The following is a 20,502-nucleotide window of genomic DNA, read 5'->3' on the forward strand; positions in this document are numbered from 1 at the left end:
GTCATTCTACTCCACAACGGCCAGTGGCCGTGCAACTGATTCCAAAGGCTGACGTTCCGCCGCGACGGCGTAGCGCCAGGCGATCGCCGCAGCGGCGATCATGAGGGCGGCACCAAACAGGTAGCCGCCAAACACGCTTGTGCGCGATCCCGTATCGATCAACATGCCGAACAAGGCCGGCCCTGCGACGCCGCCGATGCCGGTGCCAATGGCATAGAACAGCGCGATGGCCAGCGCGCGGACCTCGATCGGGAAGGTCTCGCTGACCGTGAGATAGGCTGCGCTCGCCGCCGGCGAGGCGAAGAAGAAGATGATCATCCAGCAGATGGTCTGGCCCTGCGCGCTCAGCACGTCGATCGAGAACAGGTAGCCGGACAGCGCCAGCAGTACGCCCGACAGGCCGTAGGTCACCATGATCATCATGCGGCGGCCCAGCGTATCGAACAGGCGGCCGAGCAGCAGGGGGCCGAGAAAATTACCCGCCGCGAACGGCAGGATGTACCAGCCGACCTGGTTCGAGGCGATACCGAAGAAATCCGTCAGCACCAATGCGTAGGTGAAGAAGATCGCATTGTAGAAGAAGGCCTGCGCGCCCATCAGCGCCAGCCCGACCAGCGAGCGCTGCCGATACAACACGAACAGCGTGTTGGCCACCTCGCGCAGCGGCGTATGGCTGCGCATCTGCAGTCGGATCGTCGGCAGCGCCGCCGCGGCAGCCTCGGTGATGGGCTGCTTTGCAGAGGTCTCGATCTCGGCCACGATGGCATGAGCCTGCCCCGGCTGCCCATGCACCATCAGCCAGCGTGGGCTCTCCGGAATCCACAGACGCATCACGAATACGACCAAGCCCAGAACCGCGCCGGTGAGATAGGCCAGGCGCCAGCCATATTCCTGGACGATGACCTGCGGATCTAGCAGCACGATAGCGCACACCGCGCCGAGCGCGGCGCCAAGCCAGAAGCTGCCGTTGATCACCAGATCGGTCCAGCCCCGGTACTTCGCCGGTACCAGCTCCTGGATGGTGGAATTGATCGCGGTATATTCGCCGCCGATGCCGGCACCGGTGAGAAAGCGAAACAACGCGTATGTCGTCAGATTCCACGACAAGGCCGTCGCGGCCGTTGCGGTCAGATAAAGTGCCAACGTGATGAAGAAAAGCTTTTTTCGGCCGATCCGATCGGTCAACCAGCCGAAGCCGAGCGCGCCGATCACGGCGCCGGCGAGATAGGCGCTGTTGGCGAAGCCGACGTCGAAATTCGAGAATTTGAGTGTCGGGCTTTCCTTGAGCGCGCCGGACAATGCGCCTGCCAACGTGACTTCGAGGCCGTCGAGGATCCAGGTGATGCCCAGTGCGAGCACCACACGCGTGTGAAAGCCGCTCCATGTCAGACGGTCCAAGCGAGCGGGAATGTCGGTGTCGATCACACGGCCCGTGGGGGCATCCTGCACGCGGCGCATGTCGGGTTCGGCCCCGAATTCAGCGCCACGGAGGCTAGTCATAGCGGTCGTTCCTGAATGTAAGTTCCGCGCGGCAGGACACATTTGAGGAAAGGCCACGCCTCGAAGCCAGTCCGAGCATCCCTTGCGTCAGTATTGAATATGTTCGGAACTAACCCGTGACCCCGCCATCCGTTCCAGCATTTCCGCGCCGCGGCACCGGAACGGGACAGAATTCTGCGAGTTTCTGCCGATAGAACCTACATGCAGGAGCTCGTGATGGCTGCACCTTCAAGCACCCGGAAATCCGCCAGACGAGCGGGTAAGGCGCGCAGTGCAAGCACGACACGCAAGACGCCGGCAAAGCGAAAGGCCAAGGCAGCCCCGCCGAAACGCTGGTCCCAGCGCGTCACCGAGCACAGCGATGCGCTCGACCTCAAGGACGGCGTGTTCAAATTGACCGATCCGAAGAAGATCGCCGTATCGCTGAAGCGCTCGGCCGAACGCAGCGCGCGACGCAAGACCGGCGCCTACCGCTCTGCGCTGTCAATGCTGACCTTCTACATCAACCGCGCCGGCAAGACGCTGCCCAAGACCCGGCGCGAACGGCTAGAGCGCGCCAAGAACGAGTTGAAAAAGGCGTTCGGGAAGATTGACGCACACGCCGCCAGCTAAGTTCACTGGTGTCGTCGCCGGCTTGACCGGGCGATCCAGTAGACGTTGAAATCGCGCGCGAGTTGCAGATGGCGCCGCTTACTGGGTCACCCGGTCAAGCCGGGTGACGACAATATTGACGCGGTACCGACATTCGCACGCTGGCAGATCAGGCCGCGCGGATGTTTTGCATGAAGCGGTCGAGTTCGGCACGCAGCCGCGCGCTTTCCGACGACAGCGTTTGCGCCGAATTCAGCACCTGCTCGGAAGCCACGCCGGTTTCCGTGGCCCCGCGGTTGACCTCGGTGATGTTGCCCGCCACCTGCTGGGTCCCGTGCGCGACGCTCTGGACATTCTGCGCGATTTCCCTGGTGGCAGCGCTCTGCTGTTCGACCGCCGAGGCGATCTCCGAGGCGATGCTGGAGATCTGCCCGATGGTGCTGCCGATCTCCTTGATCGCGGTGACCGATTCCCGGGTCGCGCTCTGCATGCCGGCGATCTGCACCGAGATCTCGTCAGTGGCCTTCGCTGTCTGGCTGGCCAGCGACTTGACCTCCGCAGCGACCACGGCAAAGCCGCGCCCGGCATCGCCCGCCCGCGCCGCCTCGATCGTCGCGTTGAGCGCGAGAAGGTTGGTCTGCTCGGCGATGGCGGTGATGAGGTCGACGACGTCGCCGATGCGCTGAGCCGCCTGTGACAACTCGCCGATCCGCGCATCGGTCTGTTCGGCCTGGGTCACCGCGCTGTCAGCAATGCGGCTGGAGTTACGCACCTGACGTCCGATTTCGTTGACCGAGAGCGACAACTCCTCGGTGGCCGTGGCCACAGACTGCATGTTCGAGGAAGCTTCCTCGGATGCGCCGGCGACCTTGCCGGACAGGCTCTCCGTGGTTTCAGCGGTGCGGGTCAGGGTGCCGGCAGCGGTTTCCAGCTGCACGGCCGAGGAGGACACCTGGGCCACGATGCCGCCCACGGCGCTTTCGAATTCATCGGCAAAGCGAATGAGCTCGGTGCGCCGGGCAGCGCCGGCCGCGCGGTTCTGCACCTCGTGCTCTGCCGCGTCGCGCTCGGCGCGAGCAATCGCCTCGACCTTGAATTCTTCCACTGCGGAAGCCATGTCGCCGAGTTCGTCCTTGCGCCCGAGGCCGGGCAGCACGACTTCGAAATCGCCGGCCGCGAGCTTGCGCATCGCCGCGCACATGGCGGTCATCGGCTTGGAGATGCCCCGGCCGAGCAGGCCAGCCACCACGGCGCCGAGAATGAAGCCGCCGAGCGCGAGGATCGCCACCTGGCGCTCGGTCTCGTGGATGGTGGCATCGGATTCGGATTCCAGACGCTGCTGGTCGGACAGCAGATCGGTCTTCATCGCTGTCGATGCCTCGGTGATCGCCGCGGTGGCTTCGGCCATCTCGACCACGAGCTTGTCGACGACCTTGGTGTTCTCAACGAACTTGGTGAAGGCTTCGCGGTAGACTTTCAGATCGCCGGTGAGGGTCTTCACCTTCTCATTGATCTGTTGATTGTTGGCGAACACCGTCGCGAAGGAATTTTCGAGAAACTTGACGCGGGCAAAGGCCGCGCTCGACACCTTGTCGTCCGCCCTTGCAATGAAGTTGTTCATCAGCGACGACGCCACCACGAACTGGCTGGCGATATCCTTCACGGTGTCCTGGACCGACGACAACCCCGCCAGCGTTGCAGTGTCGCCGAGATCGTCCAGCTTCGAGCGCAACTGCAGGTTCATGCGCGAGATCTGGTTCGAGGCGATCTTGTCGTTCTCGTTCTTGACGACGACGATGTCAGCGAAGATCTTGGTGAACATCTTGAAATCACGCGCCAGCCGCGTGATCTGGTTCAGGCGCGCGGAGCTGGTCGTGACTTTCATCGACTGCTCGATGGCGTCGCGGAGTTTGGCTTCGGCGGCCAGCGCTGCCTTGGCGTCGTCCTCCTTGCCGGTGATCACATAGTAGCGCGTCAGCGCCTGATAGGAGGTCAGTTCGCGGTCGATGTTGCGGGCAAATCCGGACTCGGCGACGCTGTTGCGATACGACACGACGCCGGCGGAGACGCGCTCGAAGCCGACATAGGCAAGGCCCATGCTGGCTGCAGAAATGCCGAGCACCGCGGCGAAGCCCAGCGTGACCTTTGAACGAAACCGCAGCGACGGCAGTTTCAGCCCGACAACTTTCATCAACCCCACGATAGCCCCCGTATGCTCCCAAATGTCGTGTTTCCGGCCTAGGCGCGGACCCGACGGCGGCAGGCTACGTGGCAATGGCTAAAACAGAGTAAAGAAATACCGGTATTGTCATCCGCAGGTTGCATTGCCTGGAACGTCGGGCGCGATGGAGCCGCCGTTACATCGGCCGGTTAGCCAGCACGCTGGACGGCGCGTCGACGCCGAGCTTGATCTGGCCGACCGACTTGATGATGTTGTCGCCAAGCAACTGGGCGAAGCAGGCATAGCCCCAGTCGTTCATATGCAGGCCGTCGGCGATGACGAAGCTGTCGAACGCCATCGACTGGCCTTCGTGCCATTCCCGCATCACCTCGAAGCGCGGGAAAATGCCGACATGGCGCAGTTCGGCGACCTTGTTCAGCAGCTTGATCATCTTGCTGGTGCTTTCCGGCTTGGCATTCACCGCCGGCGAATATTGCGGATCGACCAGCACCAGATCGGCGCCGGCCGCCTGGATCTTGCCGATGCCGTCCTCGACGATCTTGGCGGTATCGCCGGGGTCGAGGTTGCGCAGCACCGCATTGGTACCGACCTGCCAGATCACCAGATCGGGCTTCGAGTTGATCACCTCGTTCTGCAGCCGGGCCATCATCTCAGGCGCGTCCTCGCCGCCCTTGCCGCGGTTGAGCACGGTGATACCGGCGCCGGGATAGGCACGATGCAATTGCGCCGCCAGCCGGTTCGGATAGGTAAATTCCGGCGCCGTCGAGCCGTAGCCTTCCGTCGACGACGATCCGAAGGCAACGATCACAACCGGTTCGCCAGCCGCCAGCTTGGCCGCCACATGCGGCAGCGAGCCCATCGCCTTGGCGCCGCCCTTCGGCGGCAGGCAGGGCACGCGGGCGAAGATGTCGCTGGCGGATTTCGCGACTTCCTTGACCTTGTCGATGGTCTTGCTGGTGAGGCTCTTCTTGTCGGTGGAGGCATCGGCCGCGGCCACGGCAGGACCGGGCGGTGTGCTGACACCCATCGCGTCAGCGGGCTCCGCATGCAGGCGTCGCGGCAGCAATGGAAATGCAAACACGGATGCAATGACAGTCAGGACCGCAAGGCGAGAAAGCGACGATTGGAAACTCATTAACGCTGAATCCTCAATTCTGCTGGATTGACGTGGGCAGCATCGATCACGAAGGTCGACAATGCGCGGGCAAGGCAATCGTGCACGCGCTTGGCAAGTTCGACGCCCGGCGAGGCGCTGAACAGATCGAAATCTCCCGTTTCATTCCAGTTTCGCATGATAGCAAAGCGATCGAACAGCGGTACGTCGTGCTGCTGCGCCACCACACGCATGTTATCTATGTAGGCCGAAGGCGAAATCATCGTCTCAGTACGCGGACTATACTGGAGATTCATTAAAATCACGTCGGTGCCGGCGCTTCGCATCGCCGCAACGCCGTCATCGATCGCCCCCCGGAAGTCGTCGGCATCCACCGAGCGCATCGCATCGACGGTACCTGTCTGCCAGATCACCAGGTCCGGCTTCTTGTCCGCGACCAGCTTGCCGAGCGAAGGCGCCACTTCCTCCGCGGTTTTCTTGACCTGCAGCTCCAGGCTGACATTGACCTCGACGGTCGGCAACTTCTCGCGCAGGATTGCCTGCAGGCGGCCGGGATAGGCGATCGAGGAGTCGGCTACGCCGATGACCGAGGAGCGGCTGCCTATGACCAGAATGTTGAGTTTACCGCCAGGCTTGACCGCTGCGGCCACCCTCGGCAGCGTGCTCTCGCTGGTCAGCAGATAGGCCGGCACCTCGCAAGCCGGCGGATCGTCCGCCCGCGCCGGCGCCACGACCAACAGGCCGGCCAGCATCGTGAGGACCACAATGGTCTTCATGATCCCCCTCCCGCAAAATCCGCGTCGGCACTTTTCGTGCGCGGTCCGCTCTTTTCCATCCGCTTGTACCATGAAAGCAGCCAGGCTGCGCCGCACATGATGAGGATGCCGGAAATACTGATGGCAAAGTGCATCCCGGCCCCACCGGCGACTTCCGCCAGCACGAAGTGGCCGGCGAAAGCCAGAAACACGCCGAGGCAGAAGATCTCCAGCGAGTGCTGGCCGCACATGATCATCGGCCGCAACCATCGCGATTTCAGACCGGGCCAGTCCTTGTGCAGGAAGCGCACGGTGATGGCTGCGAGCGCAAGGAAATGCGCAAAGCGCAACACATCGAGATCGGTCTTGTTGATCGGATACATCCACTGCTCGATCAACTTCGGCAGCAGGTGATGGAATTGCGGAATGTACCAGGTCAGCGTCACCCAGAATGCCGCCAGCAGATAGGCCACCGAAATCCACATGGTAATGGGCGACTTCAGCAAGTGCTGCATGCGTTTGGCGCCGCCGAGCGCGCACCAGGCCCCGAACACGAACAGCAATTGCCAGGCGTAGGGATTGAACGCCCAGACGCCGTTCGGATAGGCCGACAGGTACAGGTCGAACTCCCAGGTGATTGCATAAAGCGCCACGGACAACGCCAGCGTGAGGTCCGCACGGCGCAGCATCAGCCAAAGGATCGGCGGCAGAAACAGCATCAGCACAATGTATAACGGCAACACGTCCATGTTCACCGGACGAAATTTCAGCAACAGCGCCTGGACGATAGTCACGTCGGGCTGCTTGAGGAAATCGAGGATGCCCATTTCTTCGGAATAAAGCGGGTTCTCGAAGCTGGTCGCCACGTAGGAAATCTCGGCGAGGAAGATCGTGAACAGGAAGACGTGGGCGACATAGATCTGCCAGACCCGCTTCAGGATGCGCGCGCTGGCCACCAGCACGCCCTGCTCCAGCATGGCGCGGCCATAGACGAATGCTGCCGTGTAGCCGGAGATGAAGATAAAAATCTCGGTGGCGTCGCTGAAGCCGTAGTTGCGGATGGTGAACCAGGTCAGGATGTTCGGCGGCAGGTGATCGATGAAGATCAGCCACAGCGCCAGCCCGCGAAACAGGTCGAGGCGCAGCTCGCGTTCGCCGGCCGCGACCGGCATGGGCCGGGGTGCCCCGCCTGCAAGCGCCGGCGCTGCCGCTGCGGCGCGGTCCTGGCTCGCATCCGGTCGCGGCGGGCCGGTGATGTGATCGACGACGGTGCTCATTCGGCGGCGCTCGGACAATCGGGAATCGTGGGGTCGGCCCCCTAGACAGAGGGGATCGGCCCGTGAGTTGCAAGAAAATTGCGGCCGTGGCGCGGCCCGGAGCCAAGTCGCCGCAGCGAGCGGTAGCGTGGAACTATGTTGAAACGTCGATCATTGCCGTCCCAACCGCCGATTTGGACCGTCGCGCGGTTTTCGCTATGATTGGACCGCATTTTGGACGATGACATGCCATGTATCGCGCCGTGACCCGCCAGATCGAAGTCACCGTCGAGCCGAACTTCCAGCCGGAACGTTCGTCGGCGGAAAAGCACCGTTTTTTCTGGTCCTACACCGTGGTGATCACCAATTCCGGCGCCGAAACCGTGCAGTTGAAGACCCGGCACTGGGTCATCACCGACGCCGCCGGGCGGATGGAAGAGGTGCGCGGCGAGGGCGTGGTCGGCGAACAGCCGGTGCTCGCCCCCGGCGAACGCTTCGAATACACCTCCGGCGTGCCGCTGCCGACGGCCTCCGGCTTCATGGCCGGCAGCTACCAGATGGTCACCGACACCGGCGAGCCGTTCGAAATCGACGTCCCCGCCTTCTCCCTCGACAGCCCCGACCACAAGCGCGTGCTGAATTAGCGTCTCCGGATGCAGTGCAACGCTCCGGGCTCACGTGCCCCGGACGCGGTGCAGCGCGCCGCCTTTTGGCGACGTGGTGCGCCGCAGATCCGGGGCCGTCACGAACGCCGGCGCCTCGGACGGTCCCAGTTCTGCGCCGCAACGTGGCGGCGATGCTGCGCATCGCCTTCGCTGCAGCGCGCCCGGGACACGAGACCGCTCTGCTCTCAGATTCAATTGTCAAACAGCCATATGTTCGCAGTCCCGCGACGCTGGCGCGTCCGGGGTGTGCTGCATTCCCGCCTTCCCGAAGCGAGAAGGCGCGCGGAACGCCGGGTGCCCGATGCACCCATGGGCTTGTGCGCAGTGATAGAAAGCGCACAAGGCTTGCCACGGTCACACCGGACTGATCCGGCGTTCCGCGCGCGATGGTGTTAACGGCTTATGGCATTGCTCTCCGGCGGCCGACCCGGTTTTTCGTCGCCGTCGCGCCCTCCTGAGGATGTGTCCCTGCCCGGTAGGCCAGGGCTCTCCGGAGGGGCTTGATGCCACGCGGGGCATCGAGACCTCACGCTTTTGCCGTCCGCGCCAGCGCTGTCGTCTGCGCTTCCTCCGGTTCTCACTGGCCATTCTGGCGAGCCCTGAACCGAATTCCGCGCCTGACGCTGCCGCGTCCACCGCATCCCCTCCCGCGTCCGTGACGACGCGATACGCCCCTCTCGGTGGGACAGGATGCACTGGATTATAAACCTACACTGATGATCGTCAAGAGGATGTTAGGAAAAAATATCGCAATTCGAGTTCGGGCCGTTCCCCGGACGCGGTGCACTGCGCCGCGCAAGCACGGCGTGGCGCACCGCAGATCCGAGGCCCAGCTTGGTGACACCAAGAATCCGGGTCCCGGGTCTGCTCAGCAGCACTGTCGGCGATGCTGCGCGCCCGGGAAACGAAGGTCGCCTCCACGGGAACAAGGGCTCCGGCCCGTCCCGGCGACAACGGCGGATGGCGCTTCCGGATGGCGGCGACTACGACTCGACGCCGGCCTCGGCGGGGGTGAACTCGTAGACCGAGCTGCAGAACTCGCAGGTCACCACGACCTTGTCGTCCTTGACCATGTCGGCGCGGTCCTGCGGCGCGAAGTTGTTGAGCATCGCCGACACCGCCTCGCGCGAGCACGAGCACTTCGCCCGCAGCGGCAGCGACGAGAACACGCGGACGCCGCGCTCGTTGAACAGGCGGAACAGCAGCCGCTCGCCCGACAGGTCGGGATCGATCAGCTCGATATCTTCCACCGTCGCGATCAACGACTGGCCTTCCAGCCAGGCGTCATCCTCCGGCGGCACGTCGAGCTCGACGCCCTCCGGCGCATCGCCACCGGAGATATCGCGCTGCGCGCGCTCCGGCGCCTTCGGCAGGAACTGCAGCAGCATGCCGCCGGCGCGCCAGCGATGCATCGGTCCGTTCTCGCCGGTCCGCCATTCCTCGCCGACGGCGAGCCGCACGCGGGTCGGGATCTGCTCCGAGCGCGCAAAATATTCGTGTGCGGCGTCTTCGAGGTTGCCGCCGTCGAGCGCCACCAGGCCCTGATAGCGGCTCATATCCGGCCCCTGGTCGACGGTCATCGCCATGTGGCCTTTACCGAGCAATTGCCCGGTGGTGAGGCCGGGCACCAGTTTCTCGGCATCGAAGCGCGCATAGGCGCGGATGCGATCCGGCGCCTGGAAGTCGACGATCATCAGCGACACCGGACCATCGGTCTGGGTCTGCAGGATGAAGCGGCCGTCGAATTTCAGTGCGGAACCAAGCAGCGTGGTCAGCACGATCGCCTCGCCGAGCAGCTTTGCGACCGGTGCGGGGTAATCGTGCTTGTCGAGCAACTCGTCGAGCGCGGGGCCGAGCCTGGTCAGCCGGCCGCGCAGATCGAGCGGCGACACCTCGAACGGCAGCACCGCGTCATCGATCGGCACCGCGGAAGGCGCTCGGACGGGGGGATCAACGAGGATTCGGGATTCGGGGGATTGTGAGGTCATGGAGCCTATTTGGGGGCGATGGGGCCGGATCGAAAGGTTTTGCGGCGGGAAAAAGTGGCGCGTCTCTTCCTTCCCCTCTCCCCCAAGCAGCGCAGCTGCGCAGGCGGGAGAGGGTGGACGCGCGCCAGCGCGGCCGGGAGAGGGGGCCGCTTCTGCAGAGTGTGCGGCGTCGCCCCCTCTCCCGTCGCGGACTTCGTATAGCCGATGCTTCGCATCGGCGTTATTTCGAAAAACGGCGGCCGAAGGCCGCCTATGCCACCCTCTCCCACCTTCGCGCGGCTGCGCCGCGCGCGGGGGAGAGGGGACGATAGAACCGCACCGGCAAACAACTAGATCGGCTGTAGCTTCGCCTTACGCCACCGCGTTGAGGCACCAGGCCAGGATGCCCTTCTGGGCGTGGAGGCGGTTTTCGGCTTCGTCGAACACCACCGACTGCGGGCCGTCGATCACCTCGTCGGTGACCTCGTCGCCGCGATGCGCCGGTAAGCAGTGCATGAAGATGGCATCGGGCTTCGCCAGGCCCATCAGCCGTGCATTGACCTGGTAGGGCTTCAGCAGGTTGTGGCGGGTCTCGCCGTCCTTGTCGCCCATCGAGAACCAGGTGTCGGTGACCACGCAGTCGGCGTCGCGCACCGCGGCGTCGGGATCGGTGCCGAGCACGATCGGCGCGTTGGTCGCCTTGATCCAGTCGCGGAACGGCTTCTTCGGCGCGAGCTCCGGCGGCGTCGCCACGTTGAGCCTGAACTGGAAGCGCTCCGCCGCGTGCGCCCACGACATCAGCACGTTGTTGTCGTCGCCGGTCCAGGCGATGGTGCGGCCCTTGATCGGCCCGCGATGCTCCTCGAAGGTCATGACGTCGGCCATCACCTGGCAGGGGTGCGACTTCCGGGTCAGGCCGTTGATCACCGGCACGGTGGCAAATTCGGCCAACTCAAGCAGCGAGTCATGGCTGAGGATGCGGATCATGATGATGTCGACGAAGCGCGACAGCACGCGCGCGGTGTCGGCGATGGTCTCGCCGCGGCCGAGCTGCATTTCCGCGCCGGTCAGCATCACCACCTCGCCGCCGAGCTGACGCATGCCGACCTCGAACGACACACGGGTGCGGGTCGAGGGCTTCTCGAAGATCATCGCCAGGGTCTTGTTCTCGAGCGGCCGGTCACGCTTGTCGCTGCTCTTCAGCTTCGCCTTGATGGCAACGCTGGCATCGAGAATCTTTCGCAGTTCCGTGGTGGGCACCTCGTTGAGGTCGAGGAAATGCCGCAGCGCTTTGGTCATGACGCGGCTCCCTGCTGCTGCGCGGCAGACGGTGACAGCGCGACACAGGCGGTCTCGAGGCGCTGGATGGCCTCCTCGATTTCAGCCTCGTTGACGATCAGCGGCGGCAGGAAGCGCACCACGTTTTCGCCGGCGCCGACCGTCAGCAGTTTTGCGTCACGCAAAGCTGCCACCAGATCGCCCGACGGCACCACCGCCTTGAGGCCGATGAGCAGGCCTTCGCCGCGCACTTCGGAAATCACCGAGGGGAAGCTATCGACCGCCGACGCCAGCTTCTGCTTGAACAGCAGCGACATCCGGTTGACATGATCGAAGAAGCCCGGCTTCAGCATCACGTCCATCACCGCATTGGCCGCAGCCACCGCCAGCGGATTGCCGCCGAAGGTGGAGCCGTGTGAGCCCGGTGCCATGCCGGCCGCAGCTTCCGCGGTGGCCAGGCAGGCGCCGATCGGAAAGCCGCCGCCGAGCGCCTTGGCCAGCGACATGATGTCCGGCGTGACGCCAAATCGCTGATGGGCGAACAGCGACCCGGTGCGGCCCATGCCGGTCTGCACCTCGTCGAAGATCAGCAGGATGCCGCTCTCGTCGCAAAGCTCGCGCAATGCCCGGACGAACGCATGCGACGGCGCGCGGACGCCACCTTCGCCTTGCAGCGGCTCGATCAGGATGGCGGCGGTGTTGGGACCGACGGCCTTCTTGACGGCCTCGATGTCGCCGAACGGCATCTGGTCGAAACCCTCGAGCGGCTTGCCGTAGCCTTCGAGATATTTTGCAGCGCCGGTGGCGGCGAGCGTTCCGAGGGTACGGCCGTGGAACGCGCCTTCAAACGTGATGATGCGGGTTCGCTCGGGCTGGCCCTTGGAGAAATGATAGTGGCGCGCCATCTTGATCGCGCATTCCATCGCCTCGGCGCCGGAATTGGCGAAGAACACGTAGTCGGAAAAGCTCTCTTCGCACAGACGCGCGGCGAGACGCTCGCCGTCCGGGCTCTTGAACAGGTTCGACATGTGCCAGAGCTTGGTGGCCTGCTCCTGCAGGGCGGCGACCAGATGCGGATGGCAGTGACCGAGCGAATTCACCGCGACGCCGCTGGTGAAGTCGAGATAGCGCTCGCCGTTGATCGCGGTCAGCCAGACGCCCTCGCCCGAGGTGAAGGCGAGATCCGCCCTGGCAAATACCGGCAGCAAATGAGACGTGCTTGCGCTCTTGGTCATAACCAATCCGATCGGAACTTCGGGTGACTGGGCGAACGCGCCTGTGCGAGATCGGACAACCTACCCCGGAAACGAAACGTGCCGCCTTTCCAGGCGGCACGTGGGCATTATTCTATGGTGACGGCGGTGGCTGTCAACCTCGGCGCACCGCGGAAACCCCGTAGTATTCCGGTGACGGCCCCGACGATCGAGGCAACTATTGGAGTCCGGGTGCGTTTCCCTGATGACAGAATCGCACAAAAAACCGATTTCTCTGTTTTGCAAGCACAAGGATGTGGACGCGCGATGCCTGACTCTTGCGCCAGAGTCACGGCATATTGTAGCTTCTGATCTATCGGGTACGACATATCGTGCGCGATTGTGTTCCACTACGGTCCAGTGTTCGGCGTAAACGTCCGGTCGCAATTTTTGCGCCCGGCGAGCGCTAAGGGATTCGGACTGCAGGGATTTTTGTGACGCTGGAGTCGCTGCGCTGCCTGACATCGGCCGGCGCGACACGAAGGGAAGAGTGCGATGACGGTAATAACCTGGACCGACGATCGCGTCGAGCAACTGAAGAAGCTCTGGGAAGGCGGCCTGTCGGCCAGCCAGATCGCCGCAGAGCTCGGCAATGTGACGCGCAACGCGGTTATCGGCAAAGTCCACCGCCTCGGCCTGTCCGGCCGTGCCAAGAGCCCGACCTCGGCGGCGCCGCGTCCGCGCAAGGCGCGTCCGGCCCAGCACATGATGCGGGTTACGCGTCCGGTGGCCCGCGGCAACACCGCGCTGGCCCACGCCTTCGAAGTCGAAGTCGAGCCGGATCCGGTCACCTATGACAATGTGGTGCCGATGGCGCAGCGGCTGAGCCTGCTGCAGCTCAACGAGGCGACCTGCCACTGGCCGATCGGCGATCCCAGCAATCCGGAATTCTACTTCTGCGGCGGCAAGGCCCTGCAGAGCCTGCCCTATTGCGCGCACCACTCGCGCATCGCCTACCAGCCGGCAAGCGACCGCCGTCGGCAGGCACCGAAGCCGATCAGGTAGTCTGGTTTCCCGGACGCGGTGCGGCATCCTTTATGCCGCTCCGCAGATCCGGGATCCCGATTTCTTCTTTCCAGCAAACAACCGGGACCCCGGATCTGCGGCGCACCACGCCGCTCACGCGGCGCAGTGCACCGCGTCCGGGGAACACCGAAAATCTCCGAAGAAACTACTCCGCCGCCTTGTCGAAGCGGTCATCCAGCGCGTAGCCGGCGCCGCGGACGGTGCGGATCGGGTCCTGCTCGCCGCCGGGATTGAGCAGCTTGCGCAAGCGGCCGATGTGAACGTCCACGGTGCGCTCGTCGATGTAGATATCGCGCCCCCAGACGCTGTCGAGCAACTGCTCGCGGCTGAACACCCGGCCGGGATGCTCCAGAAAGAATTCGAGCAGCCGGTATTCGGTCGGACCGAGATCGATCGGTCGGCCGGAACGCGCGACGCGGCGCTTGTCGCGGTCGAGTTCGATGTCGCCGAACGCCAGCACGGTGGCAAGGCGCTCGGGCGATGCACGGCGCAACAGCCCCTTCACCCGCGCCAGCAGCTCCGGCACCGAGAACGGCTTGACGATGTAGTCGTCGGCGCCGGTGGCGAGACCGCGAACGCGTTCGCTCTCTTCGCCGCGCGCGGTGAGCATGATGATCGGCAACGCCTTGGTCTCGGGCCGCGCCCGCAGCCTTCGGCACAGCTCGATGCCGGACAGGCCGGGCAGCATCCAGTCCAGCACCACCAGGTCGGGCACGCTTTCCTTCAGCCTCGTATCGGCGTCATCGCCGCGCGCCACCGTCTCGACGTCATAGCCTTCGGCGTCGAGGTTGTAACGCAGCAGCGTGGTCAGCGCTTCTTCGTCCTCAACCACCAGAATGCGTGCGTTCATATGCGGTGTACCTTACGTATTGCCGGGAGCAGTGGCGAAGTTGGTCATGTCGCCCTTGGGGCGCTTATCGAGGATCTGCTGGCCCTCGATCATGTAGAACACGGTCTCGGCGATATTGGTGGCGTGATCGCCGATCCGCTCGATGTTTTTGGCGCAGAACATCAGATGGATGCAGAACGAGATGTTGCGCGGGTCTTCCATCATGTAGGTCAGCAGCTCGCGGAACAGCGAGGTGCAGATCGCGTCGATCTCCTCGTCGCCCTTCCACACCGCCATTGCTGCGGGCAGATCGTGCGCGGCATAGGCGTCGAGCACGGCCTTGACCTGCGACTGCACCAGATTGGTCATGTGCTCGAGGCCGCGGATCAGCTTCAGCGGATGGAAATCGCTGTCGAGCGCGTTGACGCGCTTGCCGATGTTCTTGGCGAGGTCGCCGATGCGCTCGACGTCGGTGGCGACGCGCATCGCACCGACGATCTCGCGCAGGTCGACCGCCATCGGCTGGCGCCGGGCAATGGTCAGCACCGCGCGCTCCTCGATGTCGCGCTGCATCTGGTCGATTTCCTGATCGGCGGCGACCACGCGCAAGCCGAGTTCGACGTCGCGCCGGACCAGCGCGTCGACGGAATCGGTGATCTGGCGCTCCGCCAGTCCGCCCATCTCGGCGACGAGCCGGGTCAGTTCCTGCAGGTCGCCGTCGAATGCCTTCGTCGTATGTTCAAAAGCCATAATCAATCCTCTCGCGCGATGCGCGTCAGCCGAAACGGCCAGTGATGTAATCCTGGGTGCGACGATCGGTCGGCGACGTAAAGATCTTGTTCGTGGGACCGAACTCGATCAGCTCGCCGAGATACATGAAGGCCGTGGAGTCGGAGACGCGCGCGGCCTGCTGCATGTTGTGCGTGACGATGGCGATGGTGTACTCGTCCTTCATCTCGTCGATCAGCTCCTCGATCTTCGCCGTCGAGATCGGATCCAGCGCCGAACACGGCTCGTCGAAGAGGATCACTTCCGGCCGCACCGCGATGGTGCGGGCGATGCACAGGCGCTGCTGCTGGCCGCCGGACAGGCTGAGCCCGGAGGCGTTGAGCTTGTCCTTGACCTCGTTCCACAGCGCGCCGCCGCGCAGCGCCTTCTCGACCCGGCCGTCCATCTCCGACTTGGAGATCTTCTCGTACAGGCGCACGCCGAAGGCGATGTTCTCGTAGATGGTCATCGGGAACGGGGTCGGCTTCTGGAACACCATGCCGACCCGGGCGCGCAGCAGATTGAGGTCGAGCTTGGGGTCGAGCACGTTCTGGCTGTCGAGCATGACCTGGCCCTCGGCGCGCTGGCCGGGGTAGAGGTCGTACATGCGGTTGAAGATGCGCAGCAGGGTCGACTTGCCGCAGCCCGACGGGCCGATGAAGGCCGTGACCTTGTTGGCGATCAGGTTGAGGTTGATATGCTTCAGCGCGTGATGCTCGCCGTAATAGAAATTGAGGTCGCGCACGCTGACCTTGGGCCGCTCGTCGCCCTGCACCGCCGAGGGCGGCACTGCAACGCCGGGAACGCTGGTGGAAATCGAAAGCTCACTCATTTGGTTGTCCTCTCGGCGCCGAGAATGCGTGCACCAATGTTCAGGGCAAGTACGGTCAAGGTAATGATCAGGGCGCCGCTCCAGGCGAGCTGCTTCCAGTATTCGTAGGGGCTTTGCACGAAGTTGTTGATGGTCACAGGCAGGTTGGCCATGGTCTTGGTGAGATCCAGGCTGAAGAACTGGTTGCTCAGCGCGGTGAACAGCAGCGGTGCCGTTTCGCCGGCGACGCGGGCCGTCGCCAGCAGTACGCCGGTGATGAGGCCGGCGCGGGCCGCACGATAGGCGATGCGGCGGATCACCAGCGAGCGCGGCAGGCCGAGCGCCGAGGCCGCCTCGCGCAGTGGGTTGGGCACCAGGCCGAGCATGTCCTCGGTGGTGCGCACCACCACGGGGATGACGATCACCGCCAGCGCCAGCGCACCGGCGAAGGCCGAGAAGCCGCCCATCGGCACCACCACCGCGCCATAGACGAACAGGCCGATGATGATCGACGGCGCCGACAGCAGGATGTCGTTGATGAAGCGGATCACGTCGGTGAGCCGGTCGTTCTTGCCGTATTCGGCGAGATAGGTGCCGGCCAGCAGGCCGAGCGGCGCGCCGATGCCGACGCCGATCACCGTCATGATGATCGAGCCGACGATGGCGTTGAGCAGGCCGCCTTCCGTCGAGCCGGGCGGCGGCGTGTTCTGGGTGAAGATCTGCACGCTGATGCCGGCGAGGCCGTTGGTGAACAGCGTGAACAGGATCATCGCCAGCCAGCTGACGCCGAACAGGGCGGCGGCGAAGCACAGCGTACGGATCGTCATGTCGATCCGCCGGCGGTGGGCGTAAATCGGGTTCATGTTAGTTGCCCGCCTTCTTCTCAAGCCGCATCAGCATCAGGCGCGCGCCCGACAGCACGAAGAACGTCAGCACGAACAGCAGCAGGCCAAGCAGGATCAGGCCTGACTGATGCAACCCGTCGCTTTCGGCGAATTCGCTGGCGATCGCCGCCGAAATAGTAGTGCCGGGCCCGAACACCGAACCGGAGATCTTGAACGAGTTGCCGATGATGAAGGTCACCGCCATGGTCTCGCCGAGGGCGCGGCCGAGCGCCAGCATAACGCCGCCGATCACGCCGACGCGGGTGTAGGGGATGACGACGTTGCGGACGACTTCCCAGGTGGTGCAGCCGACGCCGTAGGCGGCCTCCTTGAGCACCGGCGGCACGGTCTTGAACACGTCCACCGAAATCGAGGTGATGAACGGAAGCACCATGATGGCGAGGATCAAAGCGGCGTTGAACAGGCTGAGATAGGACGGCGGACCGGCGAAAATGGTGCCGAGGACCGGCACGCCTTCGAACGTGTTGATCATGAAGGGTTGCACGTGGTTGGCCAGGAACGGGCCGAGCACGAAGAAGCCCCACATGCCGTAGATGATCGAGGGAATGCCGGCGAGCAGCTCGACGGCCATGCCGATCGGGCGGCGCAGCCACTGCGGGCACAGCTCGGTGAGGAAGATCGCGATGCCGAGGCCGACCGGGATGGCAATCGCCATGGCAATGACCGAGGTGATCAGCGTGCCGTAGATCGGGCCAAGCGCGCCGAGCACCGGCGGATCGGCGGACGGCGCCCAGCGCGCGGTCCACAGGAAGGCAAAGCCGTATTCCTTCATCGCCGGCCAGGCGCCGGCAATGAGCGACAGGATGATGCCGCCGAGGATCAGCAGCACCGACATCGCGCAGGCCCGCGTCGCCCAGTAGAAGGCGACATCGCCAAACTTGAAGGCGCTCAGGGCCTTGGCGCGGTCGTAAGGTCCAGCAGCTTCCATCGATGAACTCTGAACAGCCATATCTGCCACGCCATTCCCCTGTCTGTTGTTACGCCAGTCTAACTGTCATTCCGGGATGCGACAGCCGGCGAAGCCGGATGGCGCAGGCCCCAGCCACCCCGATTGGAGTGGCGGGGAAGCCCGAAATGTTCTGAGCATCTTGAGGTTCCGGGGTCGCTCGCAGTAATCTGCTCGCGCCCCGGAACGTCGAGTTCAGCTCAGCTCTTGATATCAGCCGACCAGGTCTTCTCGATCAGCTTGACCACGGGCTCGGGCATCGGGATGTAGTCGAGCTCTTCGGCCATCTTGTCGCCCTTCTCGAACGCCCACTTGAAGAACTTGACGGCTTCGGCAGAGGCAGCCTTGTCCGCGGGGGTCTTGTGCATCAGGATGAAGGTCGCGGCAGTGATCGGCCAGGAAGCTTCGCCGGGCTGGTCGGTGAGGATCACGTAGTAGCCGGGAGCCTTGGCCCAGTCGGCGTTCGACGCGGCAGCCTGGAAGGCAGCGATGGTCGGCTGCACGGTCTTGCCGGCCTTGTTGATCAGCGCGGCATAGGTCAGCTTGTTCTGCTTGGCGTAAGCGTATTCGACGTAGCCGATCGCGTTCTTGGTCTGGCTGATGTTGCCGGCAACGCCTTCATTACCCTTGGCGCCAACGCCAACCGGCCATTCGACGGCGGTGCCCGAACCGACCTTGGTCTTCCAGTCGGCGGAGGCCTTGGCGAGGTAATCGGTGAAGTTGAAGGTGGTGCCCGAACCGTCCGAACGACGAACCACGGTGATGGCGGCCGAGGGCAGCTTCAGCTTCGGGTTCAGCTTGACGATCGCAGCGTCGTCCCACTTGTTGACCTTGCCGAGATAGATGTCGGCCAGCAGCTCGCCGGACAGAACCAGCTCGCCCGACTTGATGCCTTCGAGGTTCACGACGGGGACGATCGCGCCCATCACCATCGGCCACTGGACGAGGCCGTCCTTCTCGAGCGCGTCGGCCTTGAGCGGCGCGTCGGTGGCGCCGAAGGTCACGGTCTTGGCCTGGATCTGCTTGATGCCGGCGCCGGAGCCGATCGACTGGTAGTTGAGGCCGTTGCCGGTCTCTTTCTTGTAGGCGTCAGCCCACTTCGAATAGATTGGGAACGGGAAGGTCGCGCCCGCACCGGTGATGTCGGCAGCGAATGCCGACGTCGATGCGGCCACCAGGCCGGCAACGACGATTGCCTTGAGGAATTTCATGATGGTCTCCATCTGCTGAGCTAGGCGCCGGACGCGCCCGATCTTGCTCACGCCGCCCGTTTAGGGCTGGTCGACTGACCTTTTATGATGGTTCAGTGACAGTTGGATGACAGCGCCAACCCTTTGAAATTGCGTCAATTTATGGCGTAGAGGGAGTCTTCACCTGGGGAAAAGCGGCCGTAAAAGTGGCGCCATTCTTCGGCACGCTTTCGATCAAAAGCCGGCCGCGATGACGGTTAAGAATATGTTTCACCAGAGATAATCCGAGCCCGGTGCCGCCCTGCGCACGGCTGTCGCCGACGTCGACCCGGTAGAACCGTTCGGTGAGCCGAGGCAGATGTTCCGGCGCGATGCCGGGACCGAAATCACGCACCGCGACCCGCATCTCCGGCGCCCCCTCGGGCGATGTCGACGGCGCCACGGAGACCAGCACCTGGCCGCCGGACGCACCGTATTTCAGCGCATTCTCGATCAGGTTCTCGAACAGCCGCAGCAGCTCCTCGCGGTCGCCGGCGATCATGACGGGGTCGCCCGGCAGATCCATCTCGATGCGGACGCTGCGTTCGGCGGCCAGCGGCTCCAGCCCGTCACCGACCTGGCGGATGATCGGCAGCAGGTCGACCAGCGTATCCGGCCGGACATGGGCCGAGAGTTCGACCCGCGACAGCGACAACAGGTCGTCGATCAGCCGCGCCATTCGCGTGGCCTGGGTGTGCATGATGCCGAGGAAGCGCTCGCGGGCCTTGGCATCGTCTTTCGCCGGCCCCTGCAAGGTGTCGATGAAGCCGGACAGCGCCGCCAGCGGCGTGCGCAGCTCGTGGCTGGCATTGGCAACGAAATCTGCGCGCATTTCCTCGACCCGGCGCAGCGGCGTCTGGTCGTGGAAGGTCATCAGCATGCAGGTGTCGGCGCCGCCGAAGGCGGTCGGCACCGACAGCGGCGTCACGATCAATTCCATCCAGCGATCGACCGGGACGTGATCGAGATAGGTGGCGCGGCGCGGCTCGGTGCTGGCGATGGCCTCGCGCAGTGCGGTGATGATCTCCGGGGAGCGCAGCGCGAACTGCGCCAGTTCGTTCTTGCGCAGCGCCGGGGCAAGCTGGGCGGCGGCCGTATTGAGGTGGATGACGCGGCCGGCCCGGTCGAGCAGCACTGCGGGATCCGGCATGCCGGCGATGATCGCACGGACCGCCGGGGCTTCCACCGGATTGACGCCGAGCACTTCCTCGCGCGACGCGACCGCATCGTGCAGCCGCCACGGCACCAGCGCGGACGCGGCAATGCAGGCGAACACGATGCCGGCGCGGGTCGGCGACAGCTCGCCGAACACCACCAGCGCGACCAGCGCCAGCCCCGCCGAGAGCAGGATGATGGCGGAATGGCGCAGCCGGTCGGGCCATGGCGAGAACATGGTTGGGGAGGAAGCTTCAACAGCCATTTGGCGG

General features: G+C 64.2%; 18 protein-coding genes. 3 read left to right on the plus strand and 15 right to left on the minus strand.

Translation table 11 applies throughout. The features are described 5' to 3' along the window. Positions 1-6: 6 nt before the first annotated feature. The gene (locus ACUXVA_RS04630; protein ID WP_265083514.1) at positions 7-1,458 is read right to left on the minus strand and encodes an MFS transporter; all 1,452 of its coding nucleotides are present in this window, start codon (positions 1,456-1,458) and stop codon (positions 7-9) included. A 258-nt stretch (positions 1,459-1,716) separates the two neighbouring features. Here ACUXVA_RS04630 and ACUXVA_RS04635 point away from each other — a divergent pair, with 258 nt between their 5' ends. Further along, complete coding sequence (locus ACUXVA_RS04635) at positions 1,717-2,112, plus strand: DUF3175 domain-containing protein (RefSeq protein ID WP_265081326.1); 396 nt, start codon at positions 1,717-1,719, stop codon at positions 2,110-2,112. A gap of 148 nt (positions 2,113-2,260) precedes the next feature. On the opposite strand, the gene ACUXVA_RS04640 is transcribed toward ACUXVA_RS04635, so the two are convergent. The 4 genes from ACUXVA_RS04640 to ACUXVA_RS04655 form a co-directional block, all read right to left on the minus strand. Next, entirely contained in the window at positions 2,261-4,282 is a 2,022-nt protein-coding gene (locus ACUXVA_RS04640) for a methyl-accepting chemotaxis protein (RefSeq protein ID WP_265081325.1), read from the minus strand. A gap of 166 nt (positions 4,283-4,448) precedes the next feature. Continuing rightward, positions 4,449-5,408, minus strand: a complete 960-nt coding sequence (locus ACUXVA_RS04645) for an SGNH/GDSL hydrolase family protein (RefSeq protein WP_413776430.1) — start codon at positions 5,406-5,408, stop codon at positions 4,449-4,451. Continuing rightward, entirely contained in the window at positions 5,408-6,139 is a 732-nt protein-coding gene (locus ACUXVA_RS04650; RefSeq protein WP_445491055.1) for an SGNH/GDSL hydrolase family protein, read from the minus strand. The genes ACUXVA_RS04645 and ACUXVA_RS04650 overlap by 1 nt, the downstream gene beginning before the upstream one ends. 20 nt (positions 6,140-6,159) lie before the next feature. Further along, complete coding sequence (locus tag ACUXVA_RS04655) at positions 6,160-7,419, minus strand: OpgC domain-containing protein (protein WP_445491057.1); 1,260 nt, start codon at positions 7,417-7,419, stop codon at positions 6,160-6,162. A 230-nt stretch (positions 7,420-7,649) separates the two neighbouring features. Here ACUXVA_RS04655 and apaG point away from each other — a divergent pair, with 230 nt between their 5' ends. After that, on the plus strand, positions 7,650-8,042 hold the full coding sequence (apaG, locus tag ACUXVA_RS04660; RefSeq protein WP_265081322.1) for a Co2+/Mg2+ efflux protein ApaG: 393 nt from the start codon (positions 7,650-7,652) through the stop codon (positions 8,040-8,042). Positions 8,043-9,046: 1,004 nt separating this feature from the next. Here apaG and ACUXVA_RS04665 read toward each other — a convergent pair. From ACUXVA_RS04665 to ACUXVA_RS04675, 3 genes are all read right to left on the minus strand, one after another. Further along, positions 9,047-10,051, minus strand: a complete 1,005-nt coding sequence (locus ACUXVA_RS04665; RefSeq protein ID WP_445491059.1) for an Hsp33 family molecular chaperone — start codon at positions 10,049-10,051, stop codon at positions 9,047-9,049. A gap of 351 nt (positions 10,052-10,402) precedes the next feature. Then, positions 10,403-11,329 carry an ornithine carbamoyltransferase gene (gene argF / locus ACUXVA_RS04670; protein ID WP_265081320.1) on the minus strand — a complete coding sequence of 309 codons (927 nt, stop codon included), beginning with the start codon at positions 11,327-11,329 and terminating at the stop codon, positions 10,403-10,405. Further along, complete coding sequence (locus tag ACUXVA_RS04675) at positions 11,326-12,543, minus strand: aspartate aminotransferase family protein (RefSeq protein WP_445491061.1); 1,218 nt, start codon at positions 12,541-12,543, stop codon at positions 11,326-11,328. The genes argF and ACUXVA_RS04675 overlap by 4 nt, the downstream gene beginning before the upstream one ends. A 513-nt stretch (positions 12,544-13,056) precedes the next feature. Between ACUXVA_RS04675 and ACUXVA_RS04680 the strand changes: the two genes are divergently transcribed. Continuing rightward, positions 13,057-13,566: a GcrA family cell cycle regulator gene (locus ACUXVA_RS04680; RefSeq protein WP_265081319.1), complete on the plus strand. Its 510-nt coding sequence runs from the start codon at positions 13,057-13,059 to the stop codon at positions 13,564-13,566. Between the two features lie 166 nt (positions 13,567-13,732). Here the strand turns inward: ACUXVA_RS04680 and phoB are convergent, their stop codons facing one another. The 7 genes from phoB to ACUXVA_RS04715 all read right to left on the minus strand — a co-directional run bounded on the left by phoB (position 13,733) and on the right by ACUXVA_RS04715 (position 20,495). Next, positions 13,733-14,437: a phosphate regulon transcriptional regulator PhoB gene (gene phoB / locus ACUXVA_RS04685; RefSeq protein ID WP_265081318.1), complete on the minus strand. Its 705-nt coding sequence runs from the start codon at positions 14,435-14,437 to the stop codon at positions 13,733-13,735. 12 nt (positions 14,438-14,449) lie between these two features. After that, positions 14,450-15,166 (minus strand): phosphate signaling complex protein PhoU, encoded by a 717-nt coding sequence (gene phoU / locus ACUXVA_RS04690; protein ID WP_265081317.1) that lies wholly within the window; start codon positions 15,164-15,166, stop codon positions 14,450-14,452. A 25-nt stretch (positions 15,167-15,191) separates the two neighbouring features. After that, entirely contained in the window at positions 15,192-16,016 is an 825-nt protein-coding gene (pstB, locus tag ACUXVA_RS04695) for a phosphate ABC transporter ATP-binding protein PstB (RefSeq protein WP_265081316.1), read from the minus strand. Further along, positions 16,013-16,858 carry a phosphate ABC transporter permease PstA gene (pstA, locus tag ACUXVA_RS04700; RefSeq protein WP_265081315.1) on the minus strand — a complete coding sequence of 282 codons (846 nt, stop codon included), beginning with the start codon at positions 16,856-16,858 and terminating at the stop codon, positions 16,013-16,015. The genes pstB and pstA overlap by 4 nt, the downstream gene beginning before the upstream one ends. 1 nt (position 16,859) lies before the next feature. Then, positions 16,860-17,858: a phosphate ABC transporter permease subunit PstC gene (gene pstC, locus ACUXVA_RS04705; RefSeq protein WP_265081314.1), complete on the minus strand. Its 999-nt coding sequence runs from the start codon at positions 17,856-17,858 to the stop codon at positions 16,860-16,862. Between the two features lie 188 nt (positions 17,859-18,046). After that, positions 18,047-19,057 (minus strand): phosphate ABC transporter substrate-binding protein PstS, encoded by a 1,011-nt coding sequence (pstS, locus tag ACUXVA_RS04710; RefSeq protein ID WP_265081313.1) that lies wholly within the window; start codon positions 19,055-19,057, stop codon positions 18,047-18,049. Between the two features lie 139 nt (positions 19,058-19,196). Continuing rightward, positions 19,197-20,495 (minus strand): ATP-binding protein, encoded by a 1,299-nt coding sequence (locus ACUXVA_RS04715; protein ID WP_445491066.1) that lies wholly within the window; start codon positions 20,493-20,495, stop codon positions 19,197-19,199. Positions 20,496-20,502 lie beyond the last annotated feature (7 nt).

The organism is Rhodopseudomonas sp. RCAM05734 (genome assembly GCF_052658035.1).

What these genes read in the sequence shown, in the direction of transcription:
- ACUXVA_RS04630 (WP_265083514.1), bottom strand. Translation starts at nt 1,458, where the DNA reads ATGCGCCGCGTGCAGGATGCCCCCACGGGCCGTGTGATCGACACCGAC.
- ACUXVA_RS04635 (WP_265081326.1), top strand. Translation starts at nt 1,717, where the DNA reads ATGGCTGCACCTTCAAGCACCCGGAAATCCGCCAGACGAGCGGGTAAG.
- ACUXVA_RS04640 (WP_265081325.1), bottom strand. Translation starts at nt 4,282, where the DNA reads ATGAAAGTTGTCGGGCTGAAACTGCCGTCGCTGCGGTTTCGTTCAAAG.
- ACUXVA_RS04645 (WP_413776430.1), bottom strand. Translation starts at nt 5,408, where the DNA reads ATGAGTTTCCAATCGTCGCTTTCTCGCCTTGCGGTCCTGACTGTCATT.
- ACUXVA_RS04650 (WP_445491055.1), bottom strand. Translation starts at nt 6,139, where the DNA reads ATGCTGGCCGGCCTGTTGGTCGTGGCGCCGGCGCGGGCGGACGATCCG.
- ACUXVA_RS04655 (WP_445491057.1), bottom strand. Translation starts at nt 7,419, where the DNA reads ATGAGCACCGTCGTCGATCACATCACCGGCCCGCCGCGACCGGATGCG.
- apaG (WP_265081322.1), top strand. Translation starts at nt 7,650, where the DNA reads ATGTATCGCGCCGTGACCCGCCAGATCGAAGTCACCGTCGAGCCGAAC.
- ACUXVA_RS04665 (WP_445491059.1), bottom strand. Translation starts at nt 10,051, where the DNA reads ATGACCTCACAATCCCCCGAATCCCGAATCCTCGTTGATCCCCCCGTC.
- argF (WP_265081320.1), bottom strand. Translation starts at nt 11,329, where the DNA reads ATGACCAAAGCGCTGCGGCATTTCCTCGACCTCAACGAGGTGCCCACC.
- ACUXVA_RS04675 (WP_445491061.1), bottom strand. Translation starts at nt 12,543, where the DNA reads ATGACCAAGAGCGCAAGCACGTCTCATTTGCTGCCGGTATTTGCCAGG.
- ACUXVA_RS04680 (WP_265081319.1), top strand. Translation starts at nt 13,057, where the DNA reads ATGACGGTAATAACCTGGACCGACGATCGCGTCGAGCAACTGAAGAAG.
- phoB (WP_265081318.1), bottom strand. Translation starts at nt 14,437, where the DNA reads ATGAACGCACGCATTCTGGTGGTTGAGGACGAAGAAGCGCTGACCACG.
- phoU (WP_265081317.1), bottom strand. Translation starts at nt 15,166, where the DNA reads ATGGCTTTTGAACATACGACGAAGGCATTCGACGGCGACCTGCAGGAA.
- pstB (WP_265081316.1), bottom strand. Translation starts at nt 16,016, where the DNA reads ATGAGTGAGCTTTCGATTTCCACCAGCGTTCCCGGCGTTGCAGTGCCG.
- pstA (WP_265081315.1), bottom strand. Translation starts at nt 16,858, where the DNA reads ATGAACCCGATTTACGCCCACCGCCGGCGGATCGACATGACGATCCGT.
- pstS (WP_265081313.1), bottom strand. Translation starts at nt 19,057, where the DNA reads ATGAAATTCCTCAAGGCAATCGTCGTTGCCGGCCTGGTGGCCGCATCG.
- ACUXVA_RS04715 (WP_445491066.1), bottom strand. Translation starts at nt 20,495, where the DNA reads ATGGCTGTTGAAGCTTCCTCCCCAACCATGTTCTCGCCATGGCCCGAC.